15 protein-coding genes are annotated in these 17,053 nt (G+C 42.4%); 10 read left to right on the top strand and 5 right to left on the bottom strand.

Features of this window, described 5'->3' with window-relative positions; translation table 11 throughout:
- Positions 1-2: 2 nt before the first annotated feature.
- The 5 genes from gcvPB to QU661_RS07995 form a co-directional block, all read right to left on the bottom strand.
- Positions 3-1,421, bottom strand: a complete 1,419-nt coding sequence (gene gcvPB, locus QU661_RS08015) for an aminomethyl-transferring glycine dehydrogenase subunit GcvPB (protein WP_304989692.1) — start codon at positions 1,419-1,421, stop codon at positions 3-5.
- Positions 1,421-2,746, bottom strand: a complete 1,326-nt coding sequence (gene gcvPA, locus QU661_RS08010) for an aminomethyl-transferring glycine dehydrogenase subunit GcvPA (RefSeq protein ID WP_304989691.1) — start codon at positions 2,744-2,746, stop codon at positions 1,421-1,423. Before gcvPA ends, gcvPB begins: the two co-directional genes overlap by 1 nt.
- Before the next feature lie 40 nt (positions 2,747-2,786).
- Positions 2,787-3,158, bottom strand: coding sequence for a glycine cleavage system protein GcvH (gene gcvH / locus QU661_RS08005; RefSeq protein ID WP_304989690.1), 372 nt, complete (start codon positions 3,156-3,158; stop codon positions 2,787-2,789).
- A gap of 65 nt (positions 3,159-3,223) precedes the next feature.
- A complete protein-coding gene (gcvT, locus tag QU661_RS08000) occupies positions 3,224-4,312 on the bottom strand; it encodes a glycine cleavage system aminomethyltransferase GcvT (RefSeq protein ID WP_304989689.1) in 1,089 nt (362 codons plus the stop codon).
- A gap of 137 nt (positions 4,313-4,449) precedes the next feature.
- A complete protein-coding gene (locus tag QU661_RS07995; protein ID WP_304989688.1) occupies positions 4,450-5,109 on the bottom strand; it encodes a CvpA family protein in 660 nt (219 codons plus the stop codon).
- Between the two features lie 112 nt (positions 5,110-5,221).
- On the opposite strand from QU661_RS07995, the gene QU661_RS07990 reads away from it, so the two are divergent.
- The 10 genes from QU661_RS07990 (at position 5,222) to QU661_RS07945 (ending at position 17,002) form a co-directional block, all read left to right on the top strand.
- A complete protein-coding gene (locus QU661_RS07990) occupies positions 5,222-7,012 on the top strand; it encodes an aminopeptidase P family N-terminal domain-containing protein (RefSeq protein ID WP_304989687.1) in 1,791 nt (596 codons plus the stop codon).
- Between the two features lie 199 nt (positions 7,013-7,211).
- Complete coding sequence (locus QU661_RS07985; protein WP_304127370.1) at positions 7,212-8,306, top strand: M24 family metallopeptidase; 1,095 nt, start codon at positions 7,212-7,214, stop codon at positions 8,304-8,306.
- A 29-nt stretch (positions 8,307-8,335) separates the two neighbouring features.
- Entirely contained in the window at positions 8,336-9,229 is an 894-nt protein-coding gene (gene pepI, locus QU661_RS07980) for a proline iminopeptidase (RefSeq protein WP_304989686.1), read from the top strand.
- Positions 9,230-9,941: 712 nt separating this feature from the next.
- A complete protein-coding gene (locus QU661_RS07975; RefSeq protein WP_304989685.1) occupies positions 9,942-11,099 on the top strand; it encodes a CD0519/CD1768 family membrane protein in 1,158 nt (385 codons plus the stop codon).
- Between the two features lie 131 nt (positions 11,100-11,230).
- Positions 11,231-11,752, top strand: coding sequence for a nucleoside deaminase (locus QU661_RS07970; RefSeq protein WP_304989684.1), 522 nt, complete (start codon positions 11,231-11,233; stop codon positions 11,750-11,752).
- Positions 11,753-12,541: an Ig-like domain-containing domain gene (locus QU661_RS07965; RefSeq protein WP_304989683.1), complete on the top strand. Its 789-nt coding sequence runs from the start codon at positions 11,753-11,755 to the stop codon at positions 12,539-12,541.
- A 103-nt stretch (positions 12,542-12,644) separates the two neighbouring features.
- The gene (ispE, locus tag QU661_RS07960; RefSeq protein ID WP_304989682.1) at positions 12,645-13,646 is read left to right on the top strand and encodes a 4-(cytidine 5'-diphospho)-2-C-methyl-D-erythritol kinase; all 1,002 of its coding nucleotides are present in this window, start codon (positions 12,645-12,647) and stop codon (positions 13,644-13,646) included.
- Positions 13,637-14,305 carry a GntR family transcriptional regulator gene (locus QU661_RS07955; RefSeq protein WP_304989681.1) on the top strand — a complete coding sequence of 223 codons (669 nt, stop codon included), beginning with the start codon at positions 13,637-13,639 and terminating at the stop codon, positions 14,303-14,305. The genes ispE and QU661_RS07955 overlap by 10 nt, the downstream gene beginning before the upstream one ends.
- Before the next feature lie 226 nt (positions 14,306-14,531).
- Positions 14,532-14,876 carry a DUF6110 family protein gene (locus tag QU661_RS07950; RefSeq protein WP_304989680.1) on the top strand — a complete coding sequence of 115 codons (345 nt, stop codon included), beginning with the start codon at positions 14,532-14,534 and terminating at the stop codon, positions 14,874-14,876.
- Positions 14,876-17,002 carry a heavy metal translocating P-type ATPase gene (locus QU661_RS07945; RefSeq protein ID WP_304989679.1) on the top strand — a complete coding sequence of 709 codons (2,127 nt, stop codon included), beginning with the start codon at positions 14,876-14,878 and terminating at the stop codon, positions 17,000-17,002. Before QU661_RS07950 ends, QU661_RS07945 begins: the two co-directional genes overlap by 1 nt.
- Positions 17,003-17,053 lie beyond the last annotated feature (51 nt).

Raw genomic sequence — 17,053 nt, 5'->3', positions numbered from 1 at the left:
TTTTATGAAAATTCGTATTTTAGAACTGGTTCTCTCGCAGCCTTAACTTCGTCCAATCTGCGCATTGGAGTAGTAACAGGTGAAGCAGAAACAGAAGCAGGTGAATTTATAATCGAGTCATAAATCTTTCTAAATGCAGCGATTGCATCATCGAGAGTCTCACGTGATTCAGTTTCAGTAGGCTCAACCATGAGAGCCTCACTTACGATGAGTGGGAAGTACATCGTAGGTGGGTGAATTCCGAAGTCGAGGAGTGCCTTAGCAACGTCTAGTGCGGAGACATTGTTCTCCTTATGGAATTTCTCGAGGCTCATTACGAACTCGTGCATGCAAGTGCAGTCGTAAGCCATGGGATATAGATCCTTTAACTTCTCCATCATATAGTTAGCGTTTAGAACAGCGTTGTGAGCAAGTTCAGGAACGCCGTCTCCACCGATGTACGTTAGGTATACTAGAGCTCTCAAGCTAACTAGGAAGTTGCCGTAGAATCCAGTAACGTTGCCGATGCTTTTCTCTGCACGAACGTACTTGCCATCCTTAACAGTTAATCCAGGTAGGTACTTTCCAAGGAAATCTTTGCATCCGCAAGGACCGCTTCCTGGACCGCCTCCACCGTGAGGTGTCGAGAATGTCTTATGCAGATTGAGGTGGATTACATCGAATCCAATGTCTCCAGGCCTTACTAGTCCGATTACAGCATTTAGATTAGCTCCATCGTAGTAGCAGAGACCACCAGCCTCATGAACAAGCTCTGTAATCTCGAAGATATTTTTATCAAAGATACCAACCGTGTTAGGGTTTGTGAGCATGAGACCAGCTGTATTCTCGTTAATCTTAGACTTGAAGTCATCCATATCGATGCTCCCGTGCTCATTAGACTTAACAACTACAACCTTGAATCCTGCCATTGCAGCACTTGCAGGATTAGTTCCGTGAGCAGCGTCTGGGATTAGAATCTCGTTCTTATGTCCAAGACCCTTGTCGCGTAGATAAGCCTTGATGAGAAGCAGTCCTGTGAACTCTCCCTGCGAGCCAGCGGCTGGCTGGAATGTTACGTGATCCATACCAGTGATTTCACATAGATATGACTCTAGTGTGTCTATTGCCTCTGTGCAGCCCTCTACTGTTTCAGCTGGCTGAAGAGGGTGGATATTAGTAAATCCTCTAAGCGATGCAACTGCATCGTCAATCTTAGGGTTATGCTTCATAGTGCAAGAACCTAGCGGATAGAATCCGTCATTAACACCGTGAGCCTCCTTTGCAAGAGCAGTGTAGTGACGACCCAATTCATTCTCAGGAACCTCTGGAAGATTAGGGGCACTAGCTCTCATTGGAACCTCAGGTAGCGTTACAGGAACGTCGCAAGCAGGGAATAAATCCTGACCTCTGCCAGGAATGCTTCTTTCAAATATAAGTTTCATTACTTGCTCACCCCCTTAACGATCTCTATTACTTCATCCATCTGTTCCTTAGTGTTAAGCTCTGTAGCGCACCAGAGAATCTCTGTGTCACTTAGCTTAAGTCCACCGAGGATACCCTTGTCGGCAAGTGCCTTAAGAATGGCATCCACATTTTTGCAAACTGTTACGAACTCATGGAAGAATGGCTTGTCAAACTTTAGCGAAAGTCCTGCGCCTACAAGGCCTTCAGCCAGATAGTGTGCCTTTGATGAGCAAAGTGTTGCAACCTGCTTGATTCCAGCAGGACCAACAGCTGTCATATATACACCAGCCTTTAGAGCGCAGAGAGCTTGGTTGGAGCACACGTTGCTGCTAGCCTTCTCTCTACGAATGTGCTGTTCTCTAGCCTGTAGAGTCAGTACGAACCCGCGTTCTCCACGCGAGTCAACTGTTTCACCGACTAGCCGTCCTACGATTTTGCGAGTGTTCTTAGTAGTTGTTGCTAGAATGCCTAGATAAGGACCACCGTATGCGAGGCCTAATCCTAGAGGTTGACCTTCTCCGCAAACGATGTCTGCGCCAATCTCACCAGGAGTCTTCAGAACTCCGAGTGCGATTGGATTAACGCTCATGATGAGTTGTGCACCAGCTCCATGAACTATCTCAGCAATTTCGTCAGCATCTTCGACAATACCATAGTAGTTAGGATACTGCATCAAGAAGCAAGCTGCTGACTTGTCCTTTGCGAGAGCAGCCTTAAGTGCTTCTACATCAGTAACGCCACCGCACTCGCATGCTGGAACAACCTTTACCTCAGTGTCCCTTCCAAAAGAGTATGTCCTTATTACTTCAAGAACTCTAGCATCTACAGTCTCCGATACGTAAATTGTGCTACGCTTACGATCCTTTGTCATAGCGCATGCTTCTGCAGCTGCCGAAGCACCATCATAAAGCGAAGCGTTCGACACATCCATGCCAGTAAGTTCGCATATCATAGTCTGATATTCGAAAATTGACTGAAGTATACCCTGGCTGATCTCAGCCTGATAAGGGGTATAAGCAGTGATGAACTCCTCTTTGCTTACTACTGAGTTTACTGCAGCGGGGATGTAGTGATTGTAAGCACCAGCACCGCGGAAAATTGAATCATATACCACGTTGCGGTTTGCCATTTTCTCCATAATTTGAGCAGTTTCTAGCTCGGACTTACCAGCTGGAATGTTGAGCTCGCTCTTGATTCTAGCTGCAGCAGGGATGTCCTTAAATAGATCATCCCAATCTTTGTAGCCAATATCGTTTAACATCTGGAGCTGTTCTTCTTTAGTGTTAGGAATAAATGTACCCAATTCGAACCTCCTTGTCCAAAAGCGTTAATGTAAATACGGTTTATGCTTCTTCTGATTCTACAAACGCGTCATATTCGTCTGAGGTTAGAAGTTCCTCTGTCTCAACTATATCCTTAACCTTGATTAGCCAAGAGCCGTATGGGTCCTCGTTGATTGTCTCAGGTGCATCGAACAAGCTCTCGTTGATTTCAGCAACGATTCCTGTAACTGGGGATAGCACATCGGAAACAGCCTTTACTGACTCGATGTCACCAAATGCATCGCCAACTGTTACTTCATCGTCAACCTCAGGAAGGTTGATGAATACGATGTCACCAAGGCTATGCTGAGCATAGTCAGAAATACCGATAACGCATAGACCTTCCTCTTCAGCGATCCACTCATGCGACTTTGAATACTTTAAATCTGCCATTTTATCTCTCCTTTTGTATATATTATTTTGATATAAAATATTATTTTTAACAAATACAGATCGTCTTACTGCTCTCTCTTATAGAAAGGAAGTTTAACCATCTCAGCGTCGATCTTTCGACCGCGAACATCTACTTGAACAGCTGCACCGATTTCGCGCTTTGCCGATTCAACGATAGCCATTCCGTAAGAGCCGTTTAGATATGGTAGGAATGTTCCGGAAGTGATGTGTCCAATCTTTTCACCATCTCTGTATACGTCGCACTCTTCTCTGATGATTCCACGACCAGTAACCTTGATTCCAACTCTTCTCTCCTTGAGAGGGGTTGCCGCTTCGATTGCAGCTTTGCCGATAAAATCAGGTTTGTCCATCTTGATTGCAAAACCAAGACCGGCGATTTTAGGTGATATATCATCGTTCATATCGTGTCCGTATAGTGGCATTGCCGCTTCCATACGAAGTGTATCACGAGCTCCAAGTCCGCAAGGGATAAGTCCCTCTTCCTTACCAGCTTCGATAAGGATTTCCCACACATCTGCAGCCTTGTCAGCTGGCATATATATTTCAAATCCATCTTCGCCTGTATATCCTGTTCTGGAAAGAACGCAAGGGATTCCCTTTATTGAGCCATCGAAATTAGCTGTGTAGTAACCGGCAGGGATGAGTGCAGGATTAGCAACCTTAGCGAGAATCCTTTCTGCCTTAGGACCTTGCAGAGCGAGTTGTCCCCATTCATCTGAAACGTTTACAACCTCAACGCCGTCAATTTTGTGATCAACCATCCAAGCGAAGTCCTTCTCTATATTTGCTGCGTTAACAACAACGAAATAGTCGTCTTCTCCGCGCTTGTACACGATCAGGTCATCTACAGTTCCACCGTGTTCGTTGCACATTGGGCTGTATCTTGCCTGACCAACTTTAAGGTCAGTAAAATCATTAGTTAGTACATAATTAAGAAAATCAACAGACTTAGGACCGTTTACGAGAATCTCACCCATGTGGGAAACATCGAATAGACCGCACGCTGTACGAACTGCCATGTGTTCCTGCTTGATACCTGTTTCATACTGAATTGGAAGTAAAAATCCGCCAAAAGGCACAATCTTGCCGCCATACTTAACGTGGGTATCATATAGTGGTGTTTTCTTATCCATCAAGACTACCTCCTTGAGTGTTTTTGATTAGATACATTGAATATACTCAAAATATAGCATAGCAAAACACTACAATCAATGAACAAAAGCATGACATCAAAAGTTTATTTTGTGTCATGCTTTTTCATATAGAAATATTAAATATATAGCCTGCGCATAAAGTAGATTAATGGGTTTATATCATATAGGTACCCGGCTATATAAGAGTTGTTTAATTGTTCGTTTAATGTATGAATATACTGCGGTGCAAACAATGATGTGAGCGGAAACATGAGGGCAAGGAGCAAGAATATGATGATTGCCCCTTTGATAGAACCGAACAGAAGTCCCACGCTCGAATCTACGGTTCCGAGCAAGTTTTTGCTCTTACGTCCACGCATAATCCTTTTTCTCACATGTGTAGAAATAATCCACACAACAGATACTATAAGTGAGAAAGAGATAATCGTGATGGAAAGATTTGTAAATCTATTCACGGTGGTGTTAATACCATCAAGACCAAATGTTTCGAATTTAGTGCGCAACACTTTAGGGATGAACTGTAGTAAATCCATCTCTTGTCCGTTGAATTTTTTTGTTAGCTTACCTTTCATAAAATCATCGATAGGAAGTGCAAAGAGAAGCGACCTAATCCTATCTGTATTCATGATGCCAATTATAACCCCACCAGAAATTGCAGCTAGTCTGATAAGGGATTCAAGAAACCCTTGCGACTTGCCACGCAGTGCACATATTAAGAAAATTAATACTATTATAATATCTAATACCATGACTAAATTATCTAACATCTGAGTCATATAATCAATACCACTATTGCGTCACCAAAACGGCACAAAAGAGTGCTAGAATGAGCTTGTTAAAATATTGCTATTATTTAAGCTTATACATTTTATGGTTAGGGAGGCTATTATGACAGCAGCGGCAGAAAGAATTGCTCAGCTAAGAAAGCTTATGGCAGAGCGAGGTATAGACGCATACGTTATACCGATGGCAGATTTCCATCAGAGCGAGTATGTAGGCGAACATTTTAAAGCTATTAGATTCGTAACAGGTTTTTCTGGGTCATATGCGACAGTGGCCATTACCAAGGATAAGGCTGGTCTATGGACTGATGGCAGATACTTTACTCAGGTTCTCACGGAGTGTGAGGGCAGTGGTATCGAGCTCATGAAGATGTTTGTTGACGATACACCAGGAACTGTCGAGTGGGTTGCGCAGCAAGTCCCAGATGGCGGAAAGGTTGCTTTTGACGGAAGAGTTCTATCGATGGGCGATGGACAGGCATACGAGGAGGCTTTTGCTGGTAGAAATGTAGAAATTGACTATGAGCAGGCCCTAGTTGAGGAGATTTGGAAAGACAGACCGGCACTATCCGAAGAGCCAGCATGGTTCCTAGAAGACAAGTATAGTGGAGAAAGCACCGGTAGCAAGCTAAATAGAGTTCGCGAGGAGATGAAGAAAGCTGGAGCAAATATTCATCTGGTTGCATCCCTTGATGATGTAGCATGGCTTCTCAATATGCGAGGTAACGATATTGACTTCTTCCCTCTTGTCCTAGCATATGTAATTGTTAGGGAGGATAGTGCGGATTTATATGTTGAAGAGAAAAAGTTAAATGATGATCTCCGCAAGATGCTCAAAGAGAACAATGTAAATGTTCATCCATACAATGATATATATGAAGATGCTAAGAAGGTCGACGCTGGTGCAACAGCACTGATTGACCCTATGAAGATGAACTACGCACTATACAAGAATCTACCATGTAAGGTCGTTCAAGGGGCAAATCCTACGATACTTATGAAGGCTATCAAGAATGAAACCGAGATTAAGAATGTCAGAAAAGCGGAGCTAAAGGACAGTGTAGCTCTCACAAAGTTCATCTACTGGCTTAAGAACAACTACGACAAGATGAAGATTACCGAGCTTAGCGCTTCAGAAAAACTAACCCAGCTAAGAAGTGAGCAGAAAGGATATGTCAGGGATTCCTTTGAGCCTCTACACGCATTTGGTGCACACGCTGCGATGATGCACTACTCTCCAACGCCAGAGTCAGATGTTGAACTAAAAGGTGGACAGATGCTACTCTCGGATACTGGTGGCGGCTACCTAGAGGGGTCTACAGATATCACCAGAACTACGATTCTTGGTTCAATAAGTGATGAGATGAAAAAATATTATACAGCTGTATATAAATCCATGCAGCACCTCTCGGCGGCAAATTTCCTATATGGAAATCATGGCTGGTCACTCGACGTGCTAGCTAGACAGCCAATCTGGGATTTGAATAAAGATTTTCAGTGCGGAACTGGGCACGGCTTCGGTTACCTGGGCAGCATACATGAGCCACCAACCGGATTCCGTTGGTACATAGTTCCTTCTAAGAATGAGCACCATCAGTTCGAAGCAGGCATGATGGTAACGGACGAACCTGGAATCTATGAAGAGGGAGAGTTCGGAATTCGTATCGAGAACAACTTGCTAACCGTAAAAGGAGAGAAGAATAAATATGGGCAATTCATGCACTTCGAGACGTTGAATTTTGTACCTATTGACCTCGATGGAATAGAACCAGATGAGCTTACAAAATCCGAGAAGGAATGGCTCAACGAATATCACAAAGAATGTTTTAAAAAGCTTTCGCCATATATGAATGACGAAGAGCGCGCTTGGCTCGAGGAGTACACTAGAGAGATTTAAAGCTTTCCGTGGCGGAGTACATGTTAAGCCTTAAGCAATTTGAAAAACTCATGATTTTTAGGAGATTAAGAAATGGTTTGGCAATTATTCAGATATTATGATTAATTTTTGCCAAATGTATATTAAATCACATGGCGGAGATGTATAATGAATGTATATTTGTACATGCATAAATGCACAATAGAAATGGAGGAACATTATGCTTAATAAGTCTAAGCTAGAGAGAGTTGTTGCAAAGATGAAAGAGCAGGATATGCCACAGATGATTATTACTGATCCTGTAAGCATCTTCTACATGCTCGACAAGTGGATTATTCCTGGTGAGAGAATGCTAGCACTCTACATAAATGTAAATGGGGATGTACAGCTTGTTCTCAACAAGCTCTTCCCACAGACAGAAGACCTCGGTGTACCGCTAACATATTATGATGATATCGAGGAACCTGTTGGGATTCTAGCTAAGTTCATTGAGAAGGATAAGACTATCGGTATTGACAAGAACTGGCCAGCAAGATTCCTTCTTAAGCTTCAGGATTTAGGTGCTGGAAGCAAGTTCGTAAACGGGTCTGTAATTGTTGATAAGGTTAGACAGATTAAGGACGAGCATGAGCGTCAGATTATGAGAGAGTCTGCTAAGAAGATCGATGAGGTTATGGATAAGCTGATTCCTTGGGTTGCTAAGGGCCTAACAGAGAGAGAACTAAATGCTAAGTGCGTTGAGCTTTGCAAGGAAGTTGGATTTCAGGGTCTATCTTTCGATCCTATTACAGCATACGGAAAGGGCGGAGCTGATCCACACCATGTAACTGATGATAGTAAGGGTAAGTATGGAGATTCCGTAGTGCTTGATATCGGTGGTATGTGGAATAATTATGCATCAGACACTACTAGAACAGTATTTATAGGCGAGATTAACGACAGACAGAGAGAAGTTTACAATGTTGTTCTTGAAGCCAACAAGAGAGGTATCGCTGCTGCTAAGCCTGGCAACAAGATGAGCGATGTCGATAAGGCTGCAAGAGATTACATTACAGAGAAGGGCTTTGGCGAATACTTCACACACAGAACTGGTCACTCAATTGGACTTGAGGATCATGAAGTTGGTGATGTATCTCTTGTAAATGATGAGATTATTGAGCCAGGACAGTGCTTCTCCGTAGAGCCTGGGATCTATCTATATGATGAGGGAATCGGTGTTCGTATCGAGGACATCCTATACATCACAGAAGATGGATGCGAAGTACTAAACGGATATCCTAAGGAAGAGCCAATTGTTGTTCCTGCGGAGAAATAAAAAAATTAGTTAAAGGGAGAGGTTAATTAATGGCAAAGGTTACAGAAGGTTACATGCCTTTTCTCGGCTACGAAACTTATTATAGAGTTGTAGGTGAGAAAAAAGAAAATGGCAAGGCACCGCTCATCTGTTTGCACGGTGGACCAGGTTCAACACACAACTACTACGAGGTTCTAGATAATCTCGCAGATGATGACGATCGTCAGATTATCATGTATGACCAGATTGGTTGCGGAAATTCGTATCTAGATGGTCACAAAGAACTATGGACTCAGGATACATGGCTAGATGAGCTTGAGGCGCTAAGAGAGCACCTAGGACTAGACGAGTGCCATATCATCGGACAGTCATGGGGCGGCATGATGCAGATTGCATATGCTATCGAAAGAAAGCCTAAGGGTGTTAAGTCTTTCGTTATTTCCAGTGGACATCCATCAAGCAGTCTCTGGGAGAAAGAAGGTCTAAGACGTATTAAGATGATGCCACAGCACATGCAGGATGCGATTAATCACGCTCTTGAAACTGGAGAGTTCTCAGGAGAGGCTTATAATGAAGCGGTAGCTGAGTATATGCACAGATACTGTGACTACTGGATTGGCAAAGATGCACCAGAGTGCTGTACACGTCCTAAGAAGGCTGGCGGCGAGGCATACCTATACGGGTGGGGACCAAATGAGTTCGCGCCTACAGGTTCGCTAAAGGACTTCGAGTATGTTGATAGACTAGGCGAGATTAAGATTCCTTCGCTAGTATGCAGCGGAATCTCCGATCTATGCTCACCACTAATAGCTAAGACTATTGCAGATGGAATTCCAAACTCAGAGTGGATTCTCTGGGAGAATTCAAGACACACGTGCTTCGTAGACAGACACGATGATTACTGCAAAGTGCTCATCGAGTGGCTTAACAAGTACGATAAGTAATCGGCAACCCCGAAATTAGCTGATTAAGTCGCGAGTAGCAAATATTGCAAAAGAAAAAGCGCAGCGGATGCTGCGCTTTTCTAATGGTCAATTTTTTACACTATATTTAGCTATGATGTCTATTGCATCAGGTACACTCGCAGTATTCGCTAAGAAGAAACGCTATAAGTAGTCGCTCTGACTATTAAGCTGATTAAATAAAAACTGATTTATGAGCTAACAGGCAGAATTTTAAAAAATCTGCCTGTTTTTTACTTTTTGTTAAAAATACGAATACGTAAAGTGACTAAACCACATTATATCGGTATTGTCACTTTGTGCACTTACTATATATTGTGCTAAAAAAAATTTTAATCACCAACATATATGGTGCTAAAATTTGCATAAACTTGTCATAAAACGACAAAAAACAGAAAATTTTAAAGCAAATCACCAAATTACGATAAAAAATTATCAAAATATAATTTTTTAGAAATTTGCCAATTTGACATATAAATACCTATAAATGATAATAAATTCAACGGAAACGACAGCATAAATAATCTTACAGGGCTCACCCGGCGCATGAAAAAGATGAGAAAAATGCTTTAGCCGAGACAAAATAGTGAATCAATTATCAAAAAAGTTCAGGTATATATCCAAGTTCCTGTAATGAGTTGTTGTAACAAATTTGATTAAAATAATAGACCTATATGAAAGGAAGGTATCACCAATGGAAGGCAAGAAGAAAGTAAAAGCCGTCAGTCTTGAAACATTCATATTCTTGTTCATATTTATCGGAGGATTCTCGTGGCTAGGGCATAAGATGGGCGTGGGGAACATGTTCAAAACTATGATGGCTACAGCACATGACCTGCTCCTATCAACCGTATTTCTAATCATGGCGATGGCCGTCCTCGCTGGCGCCATCAGTGGACTCCTCTCTGAATTCGGAGCAATTGCGCTTATTAATAAAATATTCGCCCCGCTTATGAAACCGATATGGGGACTACCAGGGGCAAGTATCACAGGAGCAGTAGCTACATACTTATCTGATAACCCAGCTATCATTTCGTTTGCAAAGGACAAGACTTTCACACAGTACTTCCGTAAGTATCAGGTTCCAGCGCTTTGTAATTTAGGAACTTCATTCGGAATGGGACTTATTGTTACAACATTTATGATTGCACAGGGCAAGCAATTTATCGCCCCCGCACTGTTAGGTAATGTTGCTGCTATTATAGGGTCAATTATTAGTGTAAGACTTATGCTTTGGCAGACTAAGAAGTTCTACGGCGATGAAGCTATGAAACCATATGCAAAGCATTTCTCAGAAGAAGATCTCAAGACAGAAGGCGAATACAGGCTTATCCGCGAAGGAAACATGTTTCAGAGAGTGCTCGATTCACTACTCGAAGGTGGCAAGAACGGAGTTGAGATGGGACTTGCAATCATTCCAGGAGTTCTGATTGTATGCACATTCGTAATGATGTTTACATTTGGACCTGGCAAGAACGGATATACAGGCGCAGCATACGAAGGCATCAAACTATTGCCATATCTTGGACAGAAGATAAACTTCATAATTGAGCCACTGTTCGGATTCCACTCACCAGAGGCTATTTCATTCCCAATCACATCTCTAGGAGCAGTAGGAGCTGCTATTTCACTAGTACCTGAGTTCATCAAGACGGGCAAAGTTTCACCTAATGATATAGCAGTGTTTACAGCTATGGGGATGTGTTGGTCAGGATATCTCAGCACGCACATCGGAATGATGGATGCTCTTAAATCAAGAGCACTTGCAGGAAAGGCTATCCTGTCTCATACAATCGGAGGTCTTTGTGCAGGTATAGTTGCACATCTAATGTTCATATTATTGATCCACTAGAAAACAGTGCAGGATTTGTACAAATTGCGTATTAGATTATTTAAAACACATGACACAGAAAACCAGCCAGACGTATGTCTGGCTGGTTTTCTTATTGAAAAACACATGTCTCTATGATAAAGTAAACTGATATGCGAGATAACAATTTCTACATGAAAGAAGCTTTGAAAGAAGCTTATATAGCTGCAGAGCTCGGAGAGGTTCCAGTTGGAGCTGTTGTAGTGAAGGACGATGAAATTATCGCCAGAGCTCACAATATGGTAGAGGCATATGCATCTTCATCAGCTCATGCCGAGATGCTAGTGATGGACGTAGCTGAAGCTAAGCTCGGTACTAAATGGTTAAGCGGATGCAAACTATATGTAACACTAGAGCCTTGTTCTATGTGTGCAGGTGCTATGGTGCTCTCGAGGCTGGATAAGCTATATATAGGAACGATGGATCCTAAGCATGGAGCAGCCGGCTCTATATTTGATATTACGAACGAAGCACAGCTCAATCACAGGATAGACGTAGAACGAGGAATACTTGCCGATAAATGTGCGGAGGTGCTAACCAGCTTCTTTAGAGAACTTAGGATATCTAAGTCTCAGTTTCGCAAGAAAAATATAGATTCATTCGAAGACAAAGTTGATATATTGGAGGAAAATTAGATGAAAAGAAGAGGACTAATTGCAGTTCTATCAATGTTTATGATTGTTCTTAGCGCAACAATGTGCTTTGCAGCAGATGATACAGCTTTTGTGCTGAAGTCGTCATATCCTAAGGATGGTCAAAAAAATACCTCAATTGAGAACCTGGGAGTGAAACTTTACTTTAACCACTCTGTGTCAAGTAAGGCAGCACAGGCTAATAATAAAAAGAATGTTAAGATTGTAGATAAGGATGGCAAAAAGATTCCAATCAAGGTTCTATCTGCCAACGACGATTCGGGACTTGTACTTGTACTCGGAGATAGTACTAACAAGAAATTCAAGGTCAAGAATAACTCGGAGTACAAACTTGTAATCGGAAAGAATTTCGTAGATGATAACGGAAACACCCTTGGTAAAGATACCGTTGTAAATTTTAAGACCTTTAACCAAACATTGAACACAACTATTAACATGATTATGATGGTGATCATGTTCGGTGGTATCATGGTTGTAACGATAAGACAGCAGCACAACAAGGATGATGACGATAAGGTTGAGAAGGAGAAATCTGGAGAATCCACATTTAATCCTTACAAGGAAGCGAAGAAGACTGGCAAGTCAGTAGAAGAAGTAATCGCTGAAGAGAAGAAGAGAGTTGCTAAGGCTGAAAAGCGAGCTAAGAGAAAGGGTACAAAAAAAGTTGAGGAGAAACTTGAGATAAGCGAACTTCTACCTAATGTGTATAAGGTTCACAAGCCAAGCCCAATTAAAGCCCGTAAGGCTGAGGGTAAAAAATCATCGAAGTAATTCGAAAAAACACAAATAATATATACAATTATGTATGGAAAATAGTACAATATATGCGAGGATGCACAGCGTCCTCGCATTTTTAGAATCTAGGGCGGGATATATGGGCAGAGAAGATATAAAGCCTTTTGAAATTGAACTAAAGGCGTATGCGAAAATCAACCTTTCGTTGTACGTGTTATCTAGAAGAACGGACGGATATCACGATATAAAGTCATTTATGCAAGGTATCAATATTTTCGATATTTTGAAAATAAGAACCAAATTAATAAATAGTTTCAATTATAATTGTTTTTTTGCAGAAACTAACATATACTTATCATCGACAAATAAGAATATTCCATTAACTGCAGACAATCTGGCTGTAAAAGGCGCAGTAACCGTCATAGAGGTGATTTCTAATCGATATGATCTCAACGAATTGATGAAAGAGAGAGATGCAGAGTGTATCTCAATCGAGATCAATAAAAAGCTACCTGTAGCGGCTGGTATTGCTGGTGGCAGCGGAAATGCTGCGGTGGTCATGCTCGGAGTGAATCACCTGTTTGGTAACCCCTTGTCTCTAAGGGAACTCATGGATGCGGGTGCTAAGGTTGGTGCAGATGTACCTTTTTCTATAATGATGAACGCACATCTTAATGCTGATGAACTGAAGGGCTTGCTAGAGCTCGAGGAGGCTAAATGTGCTGCTATAGTTTCTGGAATAGGCGAAGTGGTTGAGGCGGTCATGCCAAAACCATATTTGGTGATTTTATTTAATCCTGGCATTGCTGTATCTACTAAGGAAGTATATGAGGCAATTGATGGGAAATCCGAAGGTACAGATTTTGCGCAAAGGGAAGTGGATGTTAATCGCTTCTATAATGAACTTGAACTGTACACACTTACGAAATACCGAGAAGTGCAGAACTTAGTGTCGCGTATGCGCGAGTATTTGCATGCTGATGAAGTTCTGATGAGCGGTAGCGGTCCAACAGTGGCAGCTTACTATACCGACAAAACTAGATTCGAGGCTGACTATGAAGCTTTAGAATCTGCTAGATGGGTTGAACCGACTTGGCGATACTGGAAGACAAAGAGCGGAGGACTTAACTTATGGAGTTAGATTTTCAGATTCAGAAACCACTTAGAGAGTTAGTGTACCTAGAACTCAAGAGGAGAATCCTAACAGGTGAGATCGATGCGCACACAAGACTCATGGAAATTGACCTAGCGGAAAAGATGAACGTAAGCAGAACACCTATCAGAGAGGCGATTCGCAAACTTGCAAACGAAGGATTAGTTGTTATTGAACCGCGTCACGGTGCATATGTATCTGAAATTTCAATCAAGGATCTTGAAGACGTGTTTGAGGTGAGAGAAACTCTTGGTGGACTCGCAGCTTCTATTGCTGCAGTTAAGGCAACAGATGAGGATAAAGCAGCTCTGCAGAAACTTCTCAGACTAGGAGAGCTCGCGATGGAGAACGGTGAGATGGACGAGATGGTAGAGTATGACGTTAAGCTACACAGTTATATTGTGGAGTGCAGTGGAAACAAGACTCTCACACAGATGGTTAAGCAGGCTCAGGAACTATCGATGAGATTCCGTTATGTATATTACGAGAGCCAGAGCAAGTATATGATTCAGCCGATTGAGCATAAGAAGATAGTAGATGCCATCGTAGCTGGTGATGCTGAAGCGGCAAGGAAAGCGGCGTCAGATCATATCACAACACTTAGAAAGTTTGTCGTAGAGAAAGATAAAGGAAATGGCATGATATAGTCATTTTTTTGATGCGGGTAGCTCATGGCTGCCCGTTTTTTTGTGCGTTTTTTGTGATGTTTCTGAGAATATACATAGAAAAGACCGATATAGGCGCTGAAACCCTTGAAAACACTCCCATAGTTAGGGGTACGAAACAAAAGTTAATGTTGACTAGCGAATTTTATAGGTGATATATTTGATACAATCAATATAATTATAAAAGATTAAGACTAGGAGGTTTATTATGAAATTTATAGGTAAGCAGAGTTGTGTTGGTATTGGTTGCGTTGCAGCAGGATTCCTTGCTGGAACAGTTGGCAAGCTAATCCTTACAAGCAAGGATGCTAAGAAAGTATATACACACTGCACAGCTGCAGTTCTACGTGGCAAGGATACTCTTATGGAGACGACAACAACTCTAAGAGAGAACTGCGAAGACATCTATGAGGATGCTATGGATATGAATGCTGTTCGTTATGCTGAAGAAGAGATGCTAATGGTAGAGAACGCTAGAGCAATCGTCGAAGCATACGATGAAGATGAAGAGGCTGCTGGGGAGCAGGTAGAAGAAGCTAAGGACGCAGAATAATGCGATTTGTAATACTTCACGAATCGAGTTCTAGGATACGTGTGCGTGTTCCAAAGTATAATATGACCATGGAGCAGGCCGATATTCTAGAGTACTACCTGAGAAATAAACCCTTTGTCATTCAAGCGACAGTTCACGACAGAACTAGCGATGCATCGATTAGATACAGAGGTGGTGCAGAAGGACGACAGGCTCTTCTTGATGCGCTGAGGGGGTTCTCCTTCAGTGATGAAAATGCTATCGCGCTAGTACCAGAGCAGACAAGCAGGGCACTTGATCATAAGTACCAGGAGAAAATGGTTAGCATGATTATGTTTAGAGTCCTGAGAAATATATTTCTGCCAATCTGGTTACGCAACGGCATTACAATAGCCAAGAGCACTAGATTCATCGCTAAGGGTATAAAATCGCTCTCTAAAGGTAAGCTGGAAGTTGCAACACTTGATGCTACTGCAATTACAGTCTCAATGCTTAGGAATGATTTTGACACCGCTTCATCCGTAATGTTCCTACTTGACGTCGGAGATGCACTAGGCGAATGGACTCGTCGCAAGTCGGTTACAGATCTAGCTAGTGTCATGTCTCTTAACGTAACAAAGGTATGGAAGAGAACGGAAGATGTCGATGTATTAGTCGATATCAAAGAAGTAAAGCCAGGAGATAAAATCGTAGTTCGTACTTCTAACGTAATTCCGCTAGACGGAAAGGTAATTGAAGGCTCCGCATCTGTAAATCAGGCGACTATGACTGGTGAATCTATTCCGGTTCGCAAGGATCCTGGTGGATATGTATATGCTGGAACTGTCGTTGAAGATGGAAGCTGCGTTATAGAGGTTGCTCAGTCTGCAGGTACAGGTAAGTATGACCAGATCGTAAAGATCATTGAGGAGTCGGAGAAGCTAAAGTCAGAGACTGAGGAGAAGGCTTTCCACTTGGCTGATAGGCTGGTTCCATATTCTCTAGCAGGAACCGTAATAACTTATCTCTTGACCAGAAATGCGACAAGAGCGCTGTCATTCTTGATGGTAGATTTCTCTTGTGCTTTGAATCTGTCGATGCCACTTTCGATGCTTTCTGCAATCAAGGAAGCTAGCAAGTATGACATATCTGTAAAGGGTGGTAAGTTCCTCGAGGCGACCGCAACGGCAGATACTGTAATATTTGATAAGACAGGAACGCTGACACACGCTACGCCGTCTGTAGTAGATATTATTACTTTCGGCGATGCAAAGGAAGAGGAGAGTTTGCGCATTGCAGCTTGCCTCGAAGAGCATTATCCTCATTCTGTTGCAAATGCAGTAGTTGAAGAAGCCAAGAAGCGCAATATCTCGCATGAAGAGATGCATTCGAAGGTTGAGTACGTAGTTGCTCATGGAATTTCGAGCAATATCGACAGTAAGAATGCAATAATTGGTAGCTACCACTTCGTAGTTGAAGATAGGAAGAGCATAGTGCCAGATGGCGAAGAGGGCAAGATTGATACACTGCCAACGGAATATTCGCATCTGTACCTAGCTATCGACGGAGTGCTGCAGGCTGTAATCTGCATATTTGACCCACTTAGAGAAGAGGCTGCTGATGTAATCAAGGAGCTCTATGAACTCGGAGTGTCAAAGGTATGCATGCTCACGGGAGACAACGAGAGAACAGCTGCTGCAGTGGCAAAGAAGCTCGACCTCACAGAGTATCGCGCAGAGGTGCTTCCGGAAGATAAGCTCGCATTTATAAAAGCTGAGCATGCAGCAGGCCGAAAGGTAATCATGGTTGGAGATGGTGTAAACGATGCACCTGCTCTATCTGAATCAGATGTTGGAATCGCTGTAAATGAAGGTGCTGCGATTGCAAGAGAGATTGCCGATATAACGATTTCATCGGATGACCTGCGCAGAATCGTACTTCTGAGAAGAATAAGTATGCAGCTGATGGAGAGAATAGATAACAACTACAAGTTCATAGTTGCATTCAATGCAGGGCTTATTGGACTAGGAGTTGCAGGAATTTTAACACCTTCCTCATCAGCGCTATTCCACAACGGATCGACTATACTGAGCGGACTATATAGCACAACGCCGCTGTTAAGTGAGTCGGAAGAAGATATCAAGGAGTTGGATTATGAAGAAGCATAAGTTTTTCGCATGGGCAACAGTTTTCTGCTTTGCAATGACGATGGTGACTGG

The organism is Mogibacterium neglectum (genome assembly GCF_030644205.1).
Taxonomy (GTDB): domain Bacteria; phylum Bacillota; class Clostridia; order Peptostreptococcales; family Anaerovoracaceae; genus Mogibacterium; species Mogibacterium neglectum.
Note: the sequence above shows the minus strand (reverse complement) of the source record. Positions and strands in the feature narration are given on the sequence as shown.

What these genes read in the sequence shown, in the direction of transcription:
- gcvPB (WP_304989692.1), bottom strand. Translation starts at nt 1,421, where the DNA reads ATGAAACTTATATTTGAAAGAAGCATTCCTGGCAGAGGTCAGGATTTA.
- gcvH (WP_304989690.1), bottom strand. Translation starts at nt 3,158, where the DNA reads ATGGCAGATTTAAAGTATTCAAAGTCGCATGAGTGGATCGCTGAAGAG.
- gcvT (WP_304989689.1), bottom strand. Translation starts at nt 4,312, where the DNA reads ATGGATAAGAAAACACCACTATATGATACCCACGTTAAGTATGGCGGC.
- QU661_RS07995 (WP_304989688.1), bottom strand. Translation starts at nt 5,109, where the DNA reads ATGACTCAGATGTTAGATAATTTAGTCATGGTATTAGATATTATAATA.
- QU661_RS07990 (WP_304989687.1), top strand. Translation starts at nt 5,222, where the DNA reads ATGACAGCAGCGGCAGAAAGAATTGCTCAGCTAAGAAAGCTTATGGCA.
- QU661_RS07985 (WP_304127370.1), top strand. Translation starts at nt 7,212, where the DNA reads ATGCTTAATAAGTCTAAGCTAGAGAGAGTTGTTGCAAAGATGAAAGAG.
- pepI (WP_304989686.1), top strand. Translation starts at nt 8,336, where the DNA reads ATGGCAAAGGTTACAGAAGGTTACATGCCTTTTCTCGGCTACGAAACT.
- QU661_RS07975 (WP_304989685.1), top strand. Translation starts at nt 9,942, where the DNA reads ATGGAAGGCAAGAAGAAAGTAAAAGCCGTCAGTCTTGAAACATTCATA.
- QU661_RS07970 (WP_304989684.1), top strand. Translation starts at nt 11,231, where the DNA reads ATGCGAGATAACAATTTCTACATGAAAGAAGCTTTGAAAGAAGCTTAT.
- QU661_RS07965 (WP_304989683.1), top strand. Translation starts at nt 11,753, where the DNA reads ATGAAAAGAAGAGGACTAATTGCAGTTCTATCAATGTTTATGATTGTT.
- ispE (WP_304989682.1), top strand. Translation starts at nt 12,645, where the DNA reads ATGGGCAGAGAAGATATAAAGCCTTTTGAAATTGAACTAAAGGCGTAT.
- QU661_RS07955 (WP_304989681.1), top strand. Translation starts at nt 13,637, where the DNA reads ATGGAGTTAGATTTTCAGATTCAGAAACCACTTAGAGAGTTAGTGTAC.
- QU661_RS07950 (WP_304989680.1), top strand. Translation starts at nt 14,532, where the DNA reads ATGAAATTTATAGGTAAGCAGAGTTGTGTTGGTATTGGTTGCGTTGCA.
- QU661_RS07945 (WP_304989679.1), top strand. Translation starts at nt 14,876, where the DNA reads ATGCGATTTGTAATACTTCACGAATCGAGTTCTAGGATACGTGTGCGT.